The organism is Chelatococcus sp. KU-N122, assembly GCF_055391085.1.
The window spans coordinates 3,815,774-3,830,105 of sequence record NZ_AP043981.1 but is presented as its reverse complement, the minus strand read 5'-3'; the positions used below and the strand labels follow the sequence as shown (position 1 = coordinate 3,830,105).

The 14,332-nt window shown below is 67.0% G+C and carries 15 protein-coding genes; 9 read left to right on the top strand and 6 right to left on the bottom strand.

The window, feature by feature from the left end; all coding sequences use genetic code 11:
- Positions 1-165: 165 nt before the first annotated feature.
- The 4 genes from ACZ5PO_RS17100 (at position 166) to ACZ5PO_RS17085 (ending at position 3,650) form a co-directional block, all read left to right on the top strand.
- Positions 166-645 carry a carboxymuconolactone decarboxylase family protein gene (locus tag ACZ5PO_RS17100; RefSeq protein ID WP_464195572.1) on the top strand — a complete coding sequence of 160 codons (480 nt, stop codon included), beginning with the start codon at positions 166-168 and terminating at the stop codon, positions 643-645.
- Between the two features lie 81 nt (positions 646-726).
- Positions 727-1,482 carry an SDR family oxidoreductase gene (locus ACZ5PO_RS17095; protein ID WP_464195570.1) on the top strand — a complete coding sequence of 252 codons (756 nt, stop codon included), beginning with the start codon at positions 727-729 and terminating at the stop codon, positions 1,480-1,482.
- Between the two features lie 44 nt (positions 1,483-1,526).
- The gene (locus ACZ5PO_RS17090) at positions 1,527-1,943 is read left to right on the top strand and encodes a cupin domain-containing protein (RefSeq protein WP_464195568.1); all 417 of its coding nucleotides are present in this window, start codon (positions 1,527-1,529) and stop codon (positions 1,941-1,943) included.
- A gap of 201 nt (positions 1,944-2,144) precedes the next feature.
- Complete coding sequence (locus ACZ5PO_RS17085; protein WP_464195566.1) at positions 2,145-3,650, top strand: mechanosensitive ion channel domain-containing protein; 1,506 nt, start codon at positions 2,145-2,147, stop codon at positions 3,648-3,650.
- A gap of 319 nt (positions 3,651-3,969) precedes the next feature.
- Here ACZ5PO_RS17085 and ACZ5PO_RS17080 read toward each other — a convergent pair whose 3' ends face one another.
- From ACZ5PO_RS17080 to ACZ5PO_RS17070, 3 genes are all read right to left on the bottom strand, one after another.
- Positions 3,970-4,458 carry an RrF2 family transcriptional regulator gene (locus ACZ5PO_RS17080; RefSeq protein WP_464195564.1) on the bottom strand — a complete coding sequence of 163 codons (489 nt, stop codon included), beginning with the start codon at positions 4,456-4,458 and terminating at the stop codon, positions 3,970-3,972.
- 153 nt (positions 4,459-4,611) lie between these two features.
- Positions 4,612-5,334 (bottom strand): DNA helicase, encoded by a 723-nt coding sequence (locus tag ACZ5PO_RS17075; protein ID WP_464195562.1) that lies wholly within the window; start codon positions 5,332-5,334, stop codon positions 4,612-4,614.
- 231 nt (positions 5,335-5,565) lie between these two features.
- A complete protein-coding gene (locus tag ACZ5PO_RS17070; RefSeq protein WP_464195560.1) occupies positions 5,566-6,564 on the bottom strand; it encodes a helix-turn-helix transcriptional regulator in 999 nt (332 codons plus the stop codon).
- A 180-nt stretch (positions 6,565-6,744) separates the two neighbouring features.
- Here ACZ5PO_RS17070 and ACZ5PO_RS17065 point away from each other — a divergent pair, with 180 nt between their 5' ends.
- A complete protein-coding gene (locus tag ACZ5PO_RS17065; protein ID WP_464195558.1) occupies positions 6,745-7,578 on the top strand; it encodes an acid phosphatase in 834 nt (277 codons plus the stop codon).
- Positions 7,579-7,693: 115 nt separating this feature from the next.
- Entirely contained in the window at positions 7,694-8,185 is a 492-nt protein-coding gene (locus tag ACZ5PO_RS17060) for an AAA family ATPase (RefSeq protein ID WP_464195556.1), read from the top strand.
- A gap of 183 nt (positions 8,186-8,368) precedes the next feature.
- Here ACZ5PO_RS17060 and ACZ5PO_RS17055 read toward each other — a convergent pair whose 3' ends face one another.
- Positions 8,369-8,728 (bottom strand): GatB/YqeY domain-containing protein, encoded by a 360-nt coding sequence (locus ACZ5PO_RS17055; protein WP_464195554.1) that lies wholly within the window; start codon positions 8,726-8,728, stop codon positions 8,369-8,371.
- Between the two features lie 101 nt (positions 8,729-8,829).
- Here ACZ5PO_RS17055 and ACZ5PO_RS17050 point away from each other — a divergent pair, with 101 nt between their 5' ends.
- Positions 8,830-9,249 carry a helix-turn-helix domain-containing protein gene (locus tag ACZ5PO_RS17050; RefSeq protein WP_464195552.1) on the top strand — a complete coding sequence of 140 codons (420 nt, stop codon included), beginning with the start codon at positions 8,830-8,832 and terminating at the stop codon, positions 9,247-9,249.
- Entirely contained in the window at positions 9,249-10,121 is an 873-nt protein-coding gene (locus ACZ5PO_RS17045) for an alpha/beta fold hydrolase (protein ID WP_464195550.1), read from the top strand. The genes ACZ5PO_RS17050 and ACZ5PO_RS17045 overlap by 1 nt, the downstream gene beginning before the upstream one ends.
- 70 nt (positions 10,122-10,191) lie before the next feature.
- On the opposite strand, the gene clcA is transcribed toward ACZ5PO_RS17045, so the two are convergent.
- Both clcA and ACZ5PO_RS17035 read right to left on the bottom strand, forming a co-directional pair.
- A complete protein-coding gene (gene clcA / locus ACZ5PO_RS17040) occupies positions 10,192-11,565 on the bottom strand; it encodes a H(+)/Cl(-) exchange transporter ClcA (RefSeq protein ID WP_464195548.1) in 1,374 nt (457 codons plus the stop codon).
- 256 nt (positions 11,566-11,821) lie between these two features.
- A complete protein-coding gene (locus ACZ5PO_RS17035) occupies positions 11,822-12,325 on the bottom strand; it encodes a hypothetical protein (RefSeq protein WP_464195546.1) in 504 nt (167 codons plus the stop codon).
- A gap of 629 nt (positions 12,326-12,954) precedes the next feature.
- On the opposite strand from ACZ5PO_RS17035, the gene ACZ5PO_RS17030 reads away from it, so the two are divergent.
- A complete protein-coding gene (locus ACZ5PO_RS17030) occupies positions 12,955-14,172 on the top strand; it encodes a DUF3644 domain-containing protein (protein ID WP_464195544.1) in 1,218 nt (405 codons plus the stop codon).
- The last annotated feature ends 160 nt before the right edge of the window (positions 14,173-14,332 follow it).

Genomic DNA, 14,332 nt, shown 5'->3' with positions numbered 1-14,332 from the left:
TCTCGCCAGCGGATCGAAATTTTCTCGTCAAATCAATGGGCTGAACCGCGCGATGCAGCCTGTTCCGCGGTTCGGCGGCAGTCCGTGGGTCTTTACGGGCCCATGATTACGGACAATAAGAGTCCTTAAGGATATTAAATATCCTTATTAAAGAGAGAGACCGCCATGACCCAGCGATTGAACTACGCCCAGCTCTCGCCCGAGCTGTACAAGAAGCTCTCGGACTTCAGCCTCGCGCTCCGGGGCAGCGTCATCGAGCCGACGATCCATGATCTCGTGCAGATCCGCGCCTCGCAGATCAACGGCTGCGCCTTCTGCGTCGACATGCACGTCAAGGAGGCCAAGATCCACGGCGAGACGGAGCTGCGGCTCCATCACGTGGCGATCTGGCGGGAGTCCAACCTCTTCGCCCCCCGGGAGCGGGCCGCGCTCGCCTGGACGGAGGTGTTGACCCGGCTGCCCGAAGGCGGCGTGCCGGACGACGTCTACGAGCGTGTGCGCGGCCAGTTCTCGGAGAAGGAGATCTCGGACTTGACCTTCGCGGTCATGGCCATCAACGCCTGGAACCGCGCCGGCATCGCATTCAGGAGCGTTCCGGGATCGGCTGACAAGATGTTCGGCCTCGACAAGGCCGGGCTTAGCTAACCCAGCGCCACACTTTTACTTCACCGATCCGATTACATGCAGCAGACATCGATCGCGATGTCTGAACGGGGAGACGTTACCATGAAGATCGTCGTCATCGGCGGAACCGGGCTGATCGGTTCCAAGACCGTCGAGCGCCTGCGCAAGCGGGGCCACGAGGTGATCGCCGCCTCGCCCAACTCGGGCGTCGACACCGTCACCGGCGAAGGACTGGCGGCGGCCCTGGCGGGCGCCGAGGTGGTCGTCGATCTCGCCAATTCGCCGTCGTTCGCGGACCAGGCGGTGCTCGACTTCTTCGAGGCCTCGGGCCGCAACCTCGCGGCCGCCGAAAAAGCCGCCGGTGTCCGCCACCATGTGGCGCTCTCCGTCGTGGGCACGGAGCGCCTGCAGGAGAGCGGCTATTTCCGCGGCAAGCTGGTGCAGGAGAAGCTTATACGAGCCTCCGGCACCCCATACACGATTGTCCAGTCGACGCAGTTCATGGAATTCCTCCCGGGCATCGCCCAGTCCGGCACGGTCGGGCACACGGTGCGGCTGTCGCCGGCCGCCATCCAGCCCATCGCCTCCGACGACGTGGCCGACGCCATGACCGATGTGGCACTGGCGGCGCCGCGCAACGGCACCGTCGAGATCGCCGGGCCCGAGCGCGTGCGCCTGAGCGACCTCGTCGCCCGCTATCTCAGCGCCATCGGCGATCCCCGCACCGTCGAGCCCGATCCGGAGGCCCGCTACTTCGGGGCCCGGCTCGACGATGCCTCGCTGGTCCCGGCCGCCACGCCCCGGCTCGGCACCATCACCTTCGCGCAATGGCTTGCGACCGCCAGGCGGGCGGCCTGACGCCAGCGCGCACAACCCCGACCCACTCATTCCAGGAGGCCACGATGATCCGTTCCGCGATCCTTGCGCTGGCGATCGCCGCTGCCGGCGTCGGCACTGCCGGCGCCCACGACTCCAGCCATGCCGCCACCGTCACCCTCGTCTACGAGCACCAGCTGCCCAACGTGCCCGGCAAGAGCATCAAGGGCGTGCTCGTCGAATACGGGCCCGGCGGCTTCTCCGAGGCGCATACCCACCCGACCTCCGCCTTCATCTACGCGACCGTCCTCGAAGGCGCGATCCGCAGCCAGGTGAACGACGGGCCGGTCGGCACCTATCGGGCCGGCCAGAGCTTTTCGGAATTGCCGGGCGACCGCCACGGCGTCAGCGAGAACGCCAGCACGACCGAGCCCGCCAAGCTGCTGGCCGTCTTCGTCGTCGATACCGACCAGAAGGAACTGACCTACCCCTTGCGCAAATGAAGGGGCCAAGCCCTTCGATCCGGAGCCCTGCAATCCGGAGCGCTTCTCTCCGGTCGAGCAGTTCCCGCCGATCGGCAGGCGCTCCGGAGCCATTCGCCATGGGACAAGACCTATCCCTTGAGGTGATAACGCCCGATCGCGAAGCGTTCTAGATAGGGCTGGCGGTCCCGGCGGAGGGCCGGCTGCGGCACAGGAGCGACCATGACCACCGAAGCGTTCGGCACGCTTCTCACCCACCCGCTCGCCCAACTGAACCTGGTCGGGATCGCCGGCATCGTCGTCTGGCATCTCATCCCGAGCGCCTGGGCGACGACGCGGCTCCTGGTGCAGATCGCCTTCTTCGCCGTGATGACGGTGATCCTGATCGCCCACAACGTGGCGCCCCACCACTTCGAGGGGTTCGGCGCGGGCGGGGCGAGCGAGCTCGCCCTGGTCTCGGCCAAGCTCTTGTGGTGGCTTCATCTCGCCTGGGCCATCATTGGCTTCGTGCGGCTCTATCTGGTCATCGAAGGCTACCCGCGCGAAGCGCGCCTGTTGCAGGACCTGATCGTCGCCGTGATCTACCTCGGGGTGGCGCTGTCGGCGCTGGCCTTCGTCTTCGGCGTGCCGGTGGCGACCCTGGTGGCGACCTCGGGCGTCGTCGCCGTGATCCTGGGCCTGGCGCTGCAGAGCACGCTGAGCGACGTGTTCTCGGGCATCGCGCTGACGCTGGGCCGCCCCTATCGCCTCGGCGACTGGATCCGCCTCAACGACGGCACCGAGGGCCGGGTGGTCGAAAGCACCTGGCGCTCGACCCAGATCCAGACCTCGGCCCACAACATCGTCGTGCTGCCCAACAGTCTGCTGGCCAAGCTGGGGCTCTCCAACTACAGCCGGCCCGACGGCACCCATGCCCAGCGCCTCACCGTGCGCATCGCCCCCACGCGCATGCCGTCGGTGGTGGCCGAGGTGATGCGCACGGCGCTCGCCAGCTGCAGCTCGATCCTGCACGAGCCGCCGCCCGGCGTCTCGCTCAGGGGCGTCGATGCGCTCGCCATCGAGCTGGAGCTGGAATACCGCGTGGAGTCGCTGGCGCACCGCACGCCGGCGCGCAACGAGCTTCTCGATCTGGTCTATCGCCACTGCAAGGCGTCCGGGCTGATGCTGGCCCTGCCGCGCGAGGCGACCGTGATGGTGACGGAGCTGCCCAGCGAGGGGACGGCGCAACCGCCGCGCGTGACCCCGCTCGCGCTGATTCAGGCGATCCCGGTGTTCGCCGCCCTGACCGGGGACGAGAAGGAGACGCTGGCGGCGGGCGCGACCACGCGCACGCTGCGCGCCGACGAGGTGATCGTGCAGGCGGGCGACGTCCTCTCCGCCCTGATGATGGTGCGCCACGGCGTCGTCGCCGTCCGCGACGGCGAGCGCGAGGTGGGCCGCCTGGCACCGGGCGACTTCTTCGGCGAGACCGGCCTGCTCGCCGGCATGGGCGAGCCCCACACCCTCAAGGCGCTGACCCGGGTGACGCTCTACGAGATCGACCAGGCGGCGCTCGCCCCCCTGCTCGTGAGCCGCCCGGCCCTGGCCGAGGACTTGGCGACGGCGCTGGCGGCGCGGGCGCAGACGATCGCCCTGCCCGAGGATCACCAGCCCCACCACGCCCGCAGCGTCGCCGCCTTCCTCAAGGCGGTGCACGGCGTTTTCGGCGCCCGGGCCACGGCGCGGTGATATGGCCGTTGGGGCCAGGGCAACGCGTTGCGTCGTCAAGATGACGGATGGTCGGGTCACGCCGGACATGCCGTTGAAGATAAAGACTTCTCGCCCCCAGCCTCGTCATGGCCGGGCTTGACCCGGCCATCCATCAAAGCGAGCACGTCAGCCCGACAGGGCTGCCCGAATGCTGTTGTTTTTCAAGTGGATGGATGGCCGGGTCAAGCCCGGCCATGACGCGCACGAGATGCGTGAATCCGATCGCTGCAAAGGGGGCGAGGTCCGCGGTTGGCCGCCGGAGGTCGCGGCACCATGGCACGAGGCGGTGACGGCTCATCTACCCCGCCCGCTTCAGCGTCCACTCGAAGGTGTCCCGCCAGATCTTGGGATCGACCTCCGTCGTCAGGATGCCGATCAGGTCGGAGAGGCGCACCTCGCGCAGCTTCGCCCGCCAGGCCTCGTCGGCCTCCCACATGATGCGGGCGATGGCGCAGGGCTTGGTCTCGCAATGCCCCGCCGGCCGGCACGGGTTGTTGGCCCGGATCTCGCTGCAGGCGAACGACCGGGTCTTGCCCTCCACCGCCTCGACGATGTCGAGGAAGGTCACCTCCGCCGCCGACGTGCGCAGCCGGTAGCCGCCGCTCGGGCCGAGCGCCGTATCGACGATGCCGGCCTGCGACAGGCTTTGCAGGGCCTTGGAGAGATACTCCTTCGGCAGCCCGTGCAGCTCGGCCAGCGCCTTGGTCGAGAGGTACTTGCCGGCCGGAAGGCCGGCCAGGATGGCGCAGCAGTGGAGCGCCCACTCCACCTGGCTCTTCAGGATCATCCGGTATCCACACCGCCTATTGAGGATGTCATATATCCGTAAATAAGCCCGCCAGCAACGAGGGGGCATCGCTCGCCGCCGACGACGGCGCCGGTCATGACGACCAGGCCGTCGCCACCGCACACGCCCACGCGGCCGAGCTGCCCCGCCGCGCTATTGCCCCTCCCCCGCCGCTCGGAACGCGACCTCGCCATTGCTCAAGAAGCAGGTCTTGTCGAACAGCTGCAAATCCAACGGATTCGGCAGCCGGATGTCCCTCATGTCGGGATACGGCTTCGTCGCGGGATCGTAGGATCGGTCGACCTGCGAGATGAAGGCCATGATCAGCTCCCGGTCGCGGGCAAAGGCCTTGAGGGTGCGGACCTGATCCATCAATGCGGGCTTGTCGCGCCGCTGGTCGAGCAGCTGCAGATAGTCGATCACGGCAAAGGTGCCGCGGGGCGCTGTTGCCAGCCGGTCCATGACGTAACCGGCACTGATCTCGTCGGAGCAGTCGCAGTCGAACAGGCCGTCGAACGCCGCAGGGTTCGCGCCGATGGCCCGGAAGCGGTCGAGGACATCCTTCGCCGTATACTCGAGCGTGAAGAAGGCGGCCCGGTCGCCCCGCTTCATGGCCTCCACGGCGAGCTCCAGGCTCAGCAGCGTCTTGCCCTGGCCGGGACGCGCGGCCACCAGCAGGAGGTCGCCGGGCTCGAGACGCGACAACAGCCTTGCCGCCGGCTTCGATGCGGGTTGCCTGGCCACCAGCAGGCTCCAGCGCGCGTAGCCCTCCTGGCGCGCGATACGATCGAGCGCCGCGTTGAGCGGGATCTTCTCGCGGACTGACAAAAGCTTGGCGTTACGCCTCAGACGATAGATCGGCGCGGACAGCTTCACCGGCAACCTCCTATTGCGGGCGGTGTTCGCAATCCCTCCTCATGCCGATGCCCGAACAGTCGGTTCGATGATCCAAAGCGGCCCCGTATGCAGCATACTTTCCCGGCGGAGGGGGGAGGCGCGGGCCGCGCCGGGAGGAGGTATAGCCGATTCCCGCGGCGCCGACATGGTGCGCGCTAGCCCGGACCGGTGCCCCTTTTGGGGCGCCGGCGCTCATCTCGGCTGACGTCGTTAGGCGAGCCGCGATTGCGCGCGAAACTGACGCGGCGTGATGCCCGTCATCCGGCGGAAGGCGCGGCTGAAATGTGCCGGGTCCGTGTAGCCGGAGGAAAAGGCGACGTCGATGATCCGGCAATCGGTGTCGCGCAGAAGCCGGCTGGCATTCTCGTACCTGACGGTGTCGAGTATGTCCGAGTAAGACAGGCCTAAATGGGCGAGCTTGCGTTGAAGCGTCCGCGCGCTGACGCCCGCGATCTCGGCGACGTCGGCAAGGGCCGTGGTTCCCTCGTCGAGATAGGCCGGCAGCATCAGCTTGAGCAGATCGACGATGTCGTAGGCGGTCGGACCATCCTCGTTGTCGCGCGGCGGCGCGACCAACGTGCTCGACCGGTTGGGGAGGCCGAGGAGCGCGATCGGCAGGCTGATCCAGGCGGCATGCTGACCGGACAGGAACCGCACGTTCGGCCAGGAGGATCGCGTCGCAGGGCTCGGCGTATAAGATGATTCGAAGGCGACCGCCGTCGGCATCCAGCCGGGCCCCGCAAATTGACGGATGATGTGGATCGGGAAGATATTCTGGATCCACTGCGCGTATTTCAGATGCAGGAGCCCGGTTCCGGCGAGCCGGCTGCAGACCCGCACATGGTCCGCGTCATATTCGATCCACATGCTCAGAATGGTGTCTTCCCGCGACGCCCAATGGCAGGCGTGCCGGAGCGCGACGAGCAGCGTCGGTGAATGCGCGATCCGGGCCCGTGTCTTTTCCCTCAGATGGGAGAAGTGCAGGCGATCGGCGGCGAGAAAGCCGAAATCCGCGATGCCCTGGGTTCTCTGGGCGGTGTCCACGAAACGCAGCGCCGGCAGGAGCGGCAGATAGAGATCGCTCTTGTCGGCCAGAGACGATGGCAGCCGGAACCTCTCCAGGAGCGTCTCCGTCGGAGCGCCGATATCGTCGAGGATGCCGACGAAGGGCAGCAGGAACTGGCCGCGCGTCAAAGGGATATCAGCCATCGGGCCTCGTCGCGATCACCGCGTCCACGCTTCTCACAAGGCCGAATCCCGGGGGATTCGCGACCGACGAGGATGAGAATAGCCGGTGGTGATTGTCGCGAAATGGCAAGACGGGCGGGCTGTCCATGTACGACGTCCGACCGGGCCTCCATGTGCTTGGCAATGACGAAAGGAATGGGAATGTCGATGACCGCGACTGCGGTGCGGGCCGCGCATGTGTCCCTCGTTGCGCTGCTCGCGCTCTGCGGGCAGGCCCTGGCGCAGGTGGGCGAAGCGCAGCCCAAGGTCACCGACCCGCATTTCAAGATCGCGCCGGGTTATCTGAAGCGGTCCGACCTGCCGGACAGCCTGATGCTGCTCGGTCCGCCACCCGAGACGGCTTCGGCTGCCCTGGCCCGGGACGAGGAAGCACGCACGGCGACGATCCCGTTGCGAAACACCGAGCGCTGGAGGCTCGCCTACACCGACGCCGATCTCGCCTTTCCGCAGGCTGCCGACAATTTCTCCTGCGCGATGGGCGTCAAGATCGACAGCCAGCACACCCCGCGGCTCTATGCGATGATGCAGAAGATGCTGTCGGATTTCGGCCTCTCGACCTATGGCGTGAAGAACAAGTACAATCGGGTCCGCCCCTTCGTGGTCCACGACGAAGCGACCTGCCGGGCGGATCAGGAGGCCATTCTGCGGGGTGACGGCTCCTACCCGTCGGGCCACACCGCTGCCGGCTGGGGATGGGCCCTCGTCTTCGCGCAGATCAATCCCGAGCGCGCGGATGCCCTGCTCAAGCGCGGCATCGAGTTCGGGCAGAGCCGGGTGATCTGCGACGCACACTGGCAGAGCGACGTCGATGCGGGCCGGATCATGGGCGCGGCGACGGTCGCGCGGCTGCAAACCGACCCGGCATTCCTCGCTGACCTCAAAGCCGCGACAGCGGAGGTGAACGCTGCGAAAGCGAAACGGGTGCCCTCGGTCTCCGAATGCGCCGCGGAGGCTGCCGCACTGGCCTCGCGGTAACGGCGCCGGCGGGTCGCCGCCGATGTCGGCGCGCATCTGCGTCCGTTCTACGGCGAGATAGGCCGACCCTTGCGTTGCGGGTCTTGGGAATTTTGCGACAGCGGGACAATCGATCGTGAAGCGCATCCTTATCACAGGCATGTCGGGAACGGGCAAATCCGCCGTGATCGAAGAGCTGATGCAGCGGGGGCATCATGCGATCGATCTGGATTCGCCGGAGTGGTCGCACTGGATCGATGCAGCTCCAGGCGATGATCTGACACCCAAGGAGGGACAGGATTGGGTGTGGCGGGAAGACCGCGTCCGGGACCTCCTATCGCGGCATGTGGAACGAGAGCTGTTCGTCAGTGGCTGCGCGGAGAATATGGGCCAGCTGTTCGACGTGATCGACACGATCGTCCTTCTGTCCGCGCCGCTCGGGACGATCACGGCCCGGCTCCGGGGCCGGTCGGGCGACGGCTACGGTCAGACAGCTGAAGAACAGCGCAGGGTTGCCGAGCTGATCGAAGCGGTCGAGCCGCTGCTCCGACAATCGGCCCATATCGAGATCGACACGCGGCAGCCGGTCGCCCAGACGGTTGACCAGATATTAGCCAAGGTCGCGTGACCGACAGCACGGTCGGGGATCACGTGGGCTGGCCGGCCCGGAACTCGACGCGGAAGAGCGTATCGGCGGGGTCGCCCGGCTCCTTCCCTGCGCCGGGGAAGGCGGACGCGTGACATTCATTCACGGCACGGCGAATGCTCCCACCCACCGCCGCGTCTCCAGGCCCATCGCGGGCCTTCGCGTCTATGCCGCGACATATCGCTTTGCTGCCCGCGCGTCTGCACGCAGCGCCTCGGCAGTCTCCGCTTCACCTAAGCGGTCGAATTCGGCGGCGGCCTGCTCGCGCTCTTCGATCTCTCTCAACATGAGACCACGCACCTGATCCGTGCTCAGGACAAGCCGTTCCACTTCCGCCGAGCCGGCGTGGAAATCATGGCGGACCAGGGACACGCGCTCCGCGCGGGCGGGCGCAGCCTCGGCATTGTCGATCGCGGCGATCAGCTCTCGAACGAGCGCGGCTTCACGCTTCCGCCCGAGCTTCATCGCCGCGGCCAGATCTGCGCGCAGGCGGGACTTCATCTGTGTTGCAGCAGCGTCCGACATCGCCGGCCCCTCCATCGTACTCAAGGCTGGGTACCTTGCCCTATTGCCCTATATCGCCCCTTATCGTACCTTAAAATGGCGATTTAAGGAACAATGTGGACATGTCAGACGTACTTGTCACCGTCGAGCAGGCGGCGGAGCAGCTGAAGCTGCACCCCAAGACCGTGCTCCGCCACATCCGCAGCGGGCGCCTGCCGGCGACGCGGATCGGCAAGTCCTATCGCATCGACCAGGCCAGACTCGACGCCTTTGCCGGCGTCGTCAGCGGCCACGCCGAGTCGGCGGATGAGGCGCGTGCAACCTGCATCGTCGAGATCCCGCGCATGACGCTCGAGCGCGCCGAGCGGATGGCCACGTTCCTGAGTGCCGTTGCGATGACAGGCGACGGCCGCTCGTCGCCGCTGCATGTCAGCACGGCCTTCGATCCGCTCGCCAAGTTCCTGAAAGTCGTCGTCATCGGCAGTCCATCCGATGCAGCCAAGCTGCTGGAGATGCTGCACCTGCAACTGCGGCCGCGCTGATGAACGACGTGGTCTTTCGAAACGGCACGGCGGCCCGGAAGATCGCGTCGCAGTATCGGCAGGTTCTGGACCAATGGCCGGTGCCGAAATCCGAGCTGCACATCCCGACACGGCAGGGCTCGACATTCGTCGTCGCCTGCGGACCGGAGGACGCGCCCCCGATCGTGCTGCTTCACGGCGCCCAGGCCAACGCCGCAGCGTGGATGCCGGACATCCCGCTGTGGTCATCCAGGTTCCGGCTGCTTGCGGTCGACATGATCGGCGAAGCCGGGCTGAGCGCCCGGGTGAGGCCGGACCTCGCCGGGGACGCGCACGCCCTGTGGCTCGACGACGTCTTCAAGGGCTTGGGACTGCGAACGGCCGGCCTCGTCGGGATGTCGCTGGGCGGCTGGCTTGCGCTCGACTACGCGAGCCGACGGCCGTCAGCGGTTCGAGCGCTCGCCTTGATCTGCCCGGCCGGCATCGGGCGGCAGAAGAATTTTCTGCTGACGGCGGCGCCGCTCATGCTGCTCGGCGCGTGGGGCAGGCGCAAGGTCCGAGAGAAGGTGTTCGGTCCCGTTCCCAAGCAATGGCCGGCCGATGTGCGGCCGATGGTTGACCTGATGGAGGCGATCGGCCGGGCGATCAGGCCGCGAATCGTGACGATCCCGCGGCTGACGGACGACCAGCTCCGTCAGCTCCGCATGCCGATCCTCACGATCATCGGCGGGCAGGATGTCCTGCTCGATTCGCGCGATACGCGGGCCCGGCTGGAACGGGCAGCCCCGCAGGCGGAGATCTGCTTTATCGACGACGGCTACCACGTCCTGCCGAACCAGGGGTCCCGCGCCATGGCATTCCTGGAACGGAGCGCTCGGACGGCCAAGGGATAGCTGGAAGGCCCGCGAGCGACGTCGTGGACCAAGGCCGCCGCGAGGTGCGTCCGCCTCGCTTGAAGATGCTCTACCGCTGATCCCAGCCGCCGATCGGCAGCGCCTCGCTCGCGGCCGGGCGGGCGGCGGACGGGGCCTCTCCCGCCAGGCGCAGCGTGCGCTCGAGCAGCACCTCGTAGATCGGCCGCCCGCCCAGCGCATCGGCGACCAGATTGGCCAGCATGCAGGTGATGAGCGTCGGCAGCAGCAGCGTGTAGGCGCCGGTGAGCTCCGCGATCAGCACCACGCCGACGAGGGGGGCCCGGATCGTCGATGAGAACAGGCCGCCCATGGCGGCGACGGCGAGCGCCCCCGCGGCACCGGCGGGCAGCGGCATCACCAGCTCCAGGCAGAGCCCGAACAGCAGGCCGAGCGCCGTCGCCAGGGCGAGGATCGGCGCGAAGATGCCGCCGGGCACGCCGGTGGCGTAGCTGGCCAGGGTCATCACGAAGCGGATCAGCACCACGGCCGCAATGGTCGCGAGCGGCAGGTTCTCGCGCACCAGCGTGATCGCCAGCATGTCGCCGCCCTTCGTCGCCTCCGGCTGCACGACGAGCAGCACGCCGATGACGCACCCCACCACCGCCGGCAGGAGATAGAACGACGTGCGCTTGCCCATCGCCAGCGCCGTGTCCAGCGACCAGACCAGGCACCGGTTGAACACCACGCCGGCCACCCCCAGCAGCAGGCCGAGCAGAACGAAGGCCGGCAGGAACGACAGCCCGAGGTCGGGCACCGCCATGGCCATGAACGGCCGGCGGCCGGCGAGGGCCTCGACGACGATGCCGCTGACCACGGAGGCGGCCATGACGCCCGTGTAGGTCTTCAGCGAATAGGGAAACTGCCGGCGCGTCTCCTCGATCACGAACAGCACGGAGGCGAGCGGCGCGCTGAAGGCCGCGGCGAGGCCGGCGGCGGCGCCGGCGGCGAGGAGCCCGCGGCTCTCCATGGTCGGCAGCCTGAGACCCTGGGCCGCGGCCTGGGCGACCGAGGCGCCCATGTGGATGGTCGGCCCCTCCCGGCCGAGCACCAGCCCGGAGCCGAGCGACAGCAGCCCGCCGACGAACTTGACGGGCAGGACGCGGGACCAGCGGACGGTGCGGCGCCCTTCCATGGCCCCTTCGATCTCCTGCACGCCGGAGCCGCCGGCTTCGGGAGCGAAGGTGCGCACCAGCCAGACGGAGACGAGCACGAGGAGAGCGCAGACGCCGCCGGTCAGCAGCAGGACATGAGGCCCGTCGAGCTGCACGTGCGCCCGCAGCACCTCCGGCCACGCCAGCGCGCGGTCGACGCCCAGGTGAAGCGCGGTGCCGATGAGGCCGGTGCAGGCGCCGACAAGGATCGCGGCGAGGTAATAGAGCGCCGTGCCGGCAGCGCCCGACGGCGTCTCGCCGGTCGAGCTCAAGGCCGCCCCTCCCGGCCGGCCCATCGCGCCGGATGGCTCATGCGGCCTGTCCGCAGCGGGTGCCAGGCGGCCACCGACGGGCGGACGGTGCATTTTTCCTCGGCGCCACGCGCTGCAGTCACCGGCCGGCAACGCCGCACCGCGCCACGTAGCGGCCGCGGCGAGCCGCCGCCGATCGCCCATCGGCCGGCAGCCGACGCGGGACCGCTCCGACCATCCATTGCGAACACGGATGGTCGAGGCACCCCGACGCGCATCACTGCGCCGTCTGCAGGGCGGCGCTCACGGCGTTGGCGATCCAGGTATCCGGCGTCACGCCGACCGCCTGCGCCTTAGCATTGACCTTGTTCGCCACGCTCGGCGCCAGGGGCACGGTAAGCAGGATCGCCTCGGCATCCTGGGGCGCATAGACGATGCCGGACACCCGCATGGCGTAGCGCTGCACCTTCGTCGCCTTCTGCGCCGCGCTGAGCGCGCTGTCGTCCGCGACCACGGGGCAATAGGCGGCGACGAGGCTGTCGACGATGACCGCCTCGCGGACCTTGCGCTGGCGCAGCGCGGAGACCGCGTTGGCCAGGTTGTCCGCATCGTTCAGCGCCTCGCCGCGCGGCAGCAGGGGCTTCAGGTCGGCGCCCAGCGCATCCCCGCCCTCGAGCGGCCGGAACGCGCATTCGAACCCGGCGTTGGCCGCCTGCACCGGAACCGCCACCAGGCCCCCGAACAGGACCAGCGTGAACGCGCGGATGACGTGCTTGTGCATGCGCCTGGCTCGCTCCCCCGACGGCTGCGCCGCCCGGGGAGGCCATATCAGATCGTTCATGGGCGTTAAAGCAGGGCCGCGGCAGCAGCGCGCGGAGACGGCGCGGGCGACCGGCGCCGGAAAGCTTGTCTGGCGGCGGCCGCGCCACGCCGCCCCGTGCAGGTGGGGCGGCGGCGGCGCCCGGCGGTCGGCAACAGCCCGCCGACGTGCGCCATCTCCGTCAGTGCCGGACAACTACGGCCCATAACTGGCCATCATGCTGTCAGACCTCAATTCTGCAGACTGTCGCCGTAACCGAATGCAGGGAATCGCCACTTCAGAACATTCTTACGATATTTGTTTAATATGTTATATTTTTACGTAATTTACATAGACATCAATGCTATATTCAGCACTTTTCTCCAATATATATTCATGTATGACTTAAGCCGCCATGCGGCGACGTTGACTCACTGTTCAGAAGCCGCCCTCTGCGTGGCGCCAGATCCGGTCGTTCGCGAGGCCGCGCTTCGGATTATTTTGTGATCTTGTAGAAGTAGGCATGCTCAGTTGCGCGCAACTATTTCATAATCTAAGCTTCCCAAAATGGCTTTGAGGAAGCAATGGCAAGAGGGCGTTCAGGAAACTCGTTGGAGAAATGGGAGATCGCCCTGGTCAAGGCGATCCTCGACAGAGGGCCGATCACCGATCAGGACGTGTTGGCGTACTTCACGCGGCCGACGCGTTCAATCAACCACCGGGCCATCGGCGAAATCAGGACCAACCGGAAGCACCAGAACGTCGAGAAGGCCTCGTCCGAGACCCTCGACGCGTTCCTTGCCTCATGGCCCGAGATCGACCACACGACCGGGCTCAGCCTTCGGGGCGATGAGCTCCTGATCAAGGCGCGCGAAGCGATGATCGCCGCCGTCCACACGTTCAACGGCGCCGGCCTGCACTTCCGGGCCGAACTGTTCATCGTTACATCTGTGATCGCATGGACGTACCTCCACCATGCGTACTATCGGCGCGAGCGCGTTGATTACCGGTTCAAGAAGCGTGCCCCGGACGGCTCCATGGAGGTCGTCAAGACCGAGAACGGCGCCGACAAATACTGGGAACTCGCCAAGTGCCTGCGGGCGAAGGAGTGCCCTGTCGACAAGGCGGTCAAGGACAACCTCGAATTCTTACTGGAGCTCAGACACGAGATCGAGCACCGATCGACGAACCGGATCGACGACGCGATTAGTTCCAAACTCCAGTCCTGCGCGATCAACTTCAACGATGTCATCAAAAAGCTATTCGGACCGCAATTCGGGCTTGAGCGCCGCCTTCCTATCGCACTGCAGTTCGTCACCTTCAGCCCTGATCAGCGCGAGGTCCTGAAGCGGGCGGGCGGCCTGCCCGACAACGTAGCGACGATGATGGACGCGTTCCACGCCAAGCTCTCGCCCGATGAGGTGGCTGACTCACGGTTCGCATTCCGCGTCGCCTTCGTGCCGCTCACCGTAAGCCGACCCAAGAATGCCGACGCGGCCTACCACTTGGTGCAACCTGGGACTGAGGAGGCGCAGAACATCGCGCAGGTCATCCTCAAGGACCTGCGGAAGCATCGGCCCGGGCACATCGTCCGCATGATGCAGGACGAAGGGTACATTCTCTTCAACGCAACCCGGCACGCGGAACTCTGGAGGGAGATGGGCGCAAAGTCGCCTGCGAAAGGCTATGGCGCCCCAGTTGTAGCCGGTGGCGAGTGGGGCTGGTATGATAAATGGATCCCCATCGTTCGAAAGCACTGCGAAGAGAACGCCAGTCGTTACGGCAAGGCAGCGCCCCGCCTCGATGACGAGCCGCCACCGGCTCCGTAGCCGTCTTTCGTCAGATCGCGAAACGGCCCCCACCTGAACCGAGGCCAGATCCCGTCATCAAAACGGGTCAGCTTCTATCGGCTGGCAGCGTCGCGCCAGTTGCAGGCAACAGCTTGCTGCCCAATAGCGGACATTTCGGGATGGCGTAAGTGCTGCCATT

Coding starts and splice junctions, on each gene's coding strand:
- ACZ5PO_RS17100 (WP_464195572.1), top strand. CDS start 166: ATGACCCAGCGATTGAACTACGCCCAGCTCTCGCCCGAGCTGTACAAG.
- ACZ5PO_RS17095 (WP_464195570.1), top strand. CDS start 727: ATGAAGATCGTCGTCATCGGCGGAACCGGGCTGATCGGTTCCAAGACC.
- ACZ5PO_RS17090 (WP_464195568.1), top strand. CDS start 1,527: ATGATCCGTTCCGCGATCCTTGCGCTGGCGATCGCCGCTGCCGGCGTC.
- ACZ5PO_RS17085 (WP_464195566.1), top strand. CDS start 2,145: ATGACCACCGAAGCGTTCGGCACGCTTCTCACCCACCCGCTCGCCCAA.
- ACZ5PO_RS17080 (WP_464195564.1), bottom strand. CDS start 4,458: ATGATCCTGAAGAGCCAGGTGGAGTGGGCGCTCCACTGCTGCGCCATC.
- ACZ5PO_RS17070 (WP_464195560.1), bottom strand. CDS start 6,564: ATGGCTGATATCCCTTTGACGCGCGGCCAGTTCCTGCTGCCCTTCGTC.
- ACZ5PO_RS17065 (WP_464195558.1), top strand. CDS start 6,745: ATGTCGATGACCGCGACTGCGGTGCGGGCCGCGCATGTGTCCCTCGTT.
- ACZ5PO_RS17055 (WP_464195554.1), bottom strand. CDS start 8,728: ATGTCGGACGCTGCTGCAACACAGATGAAGTCCCGCCTGCGCGCAGAT.
- ACZ5PO_RS17050 (WP_464195552.1), top strand. CDS start 8,830: ATGTCAGACGTACTTGTCACCGTCGAGCAGGCGGCGGAGCAGCTGAAG.
- ACZ5PO_RS17045 (WP_464195550.1), top strand. CDS start 9,249: ATGAACGACGTGGTCTTTCGAAACGGCACGGCGGCCCGGAAGATCGCG.
- ACZ5PO_RS17035 (WP_464195546.1), bottom strand. CDS start 12,325: ATGCACAAGCACGTCATCCGCGCGTTCACGCTGGTCCTGTTCGGGGGC.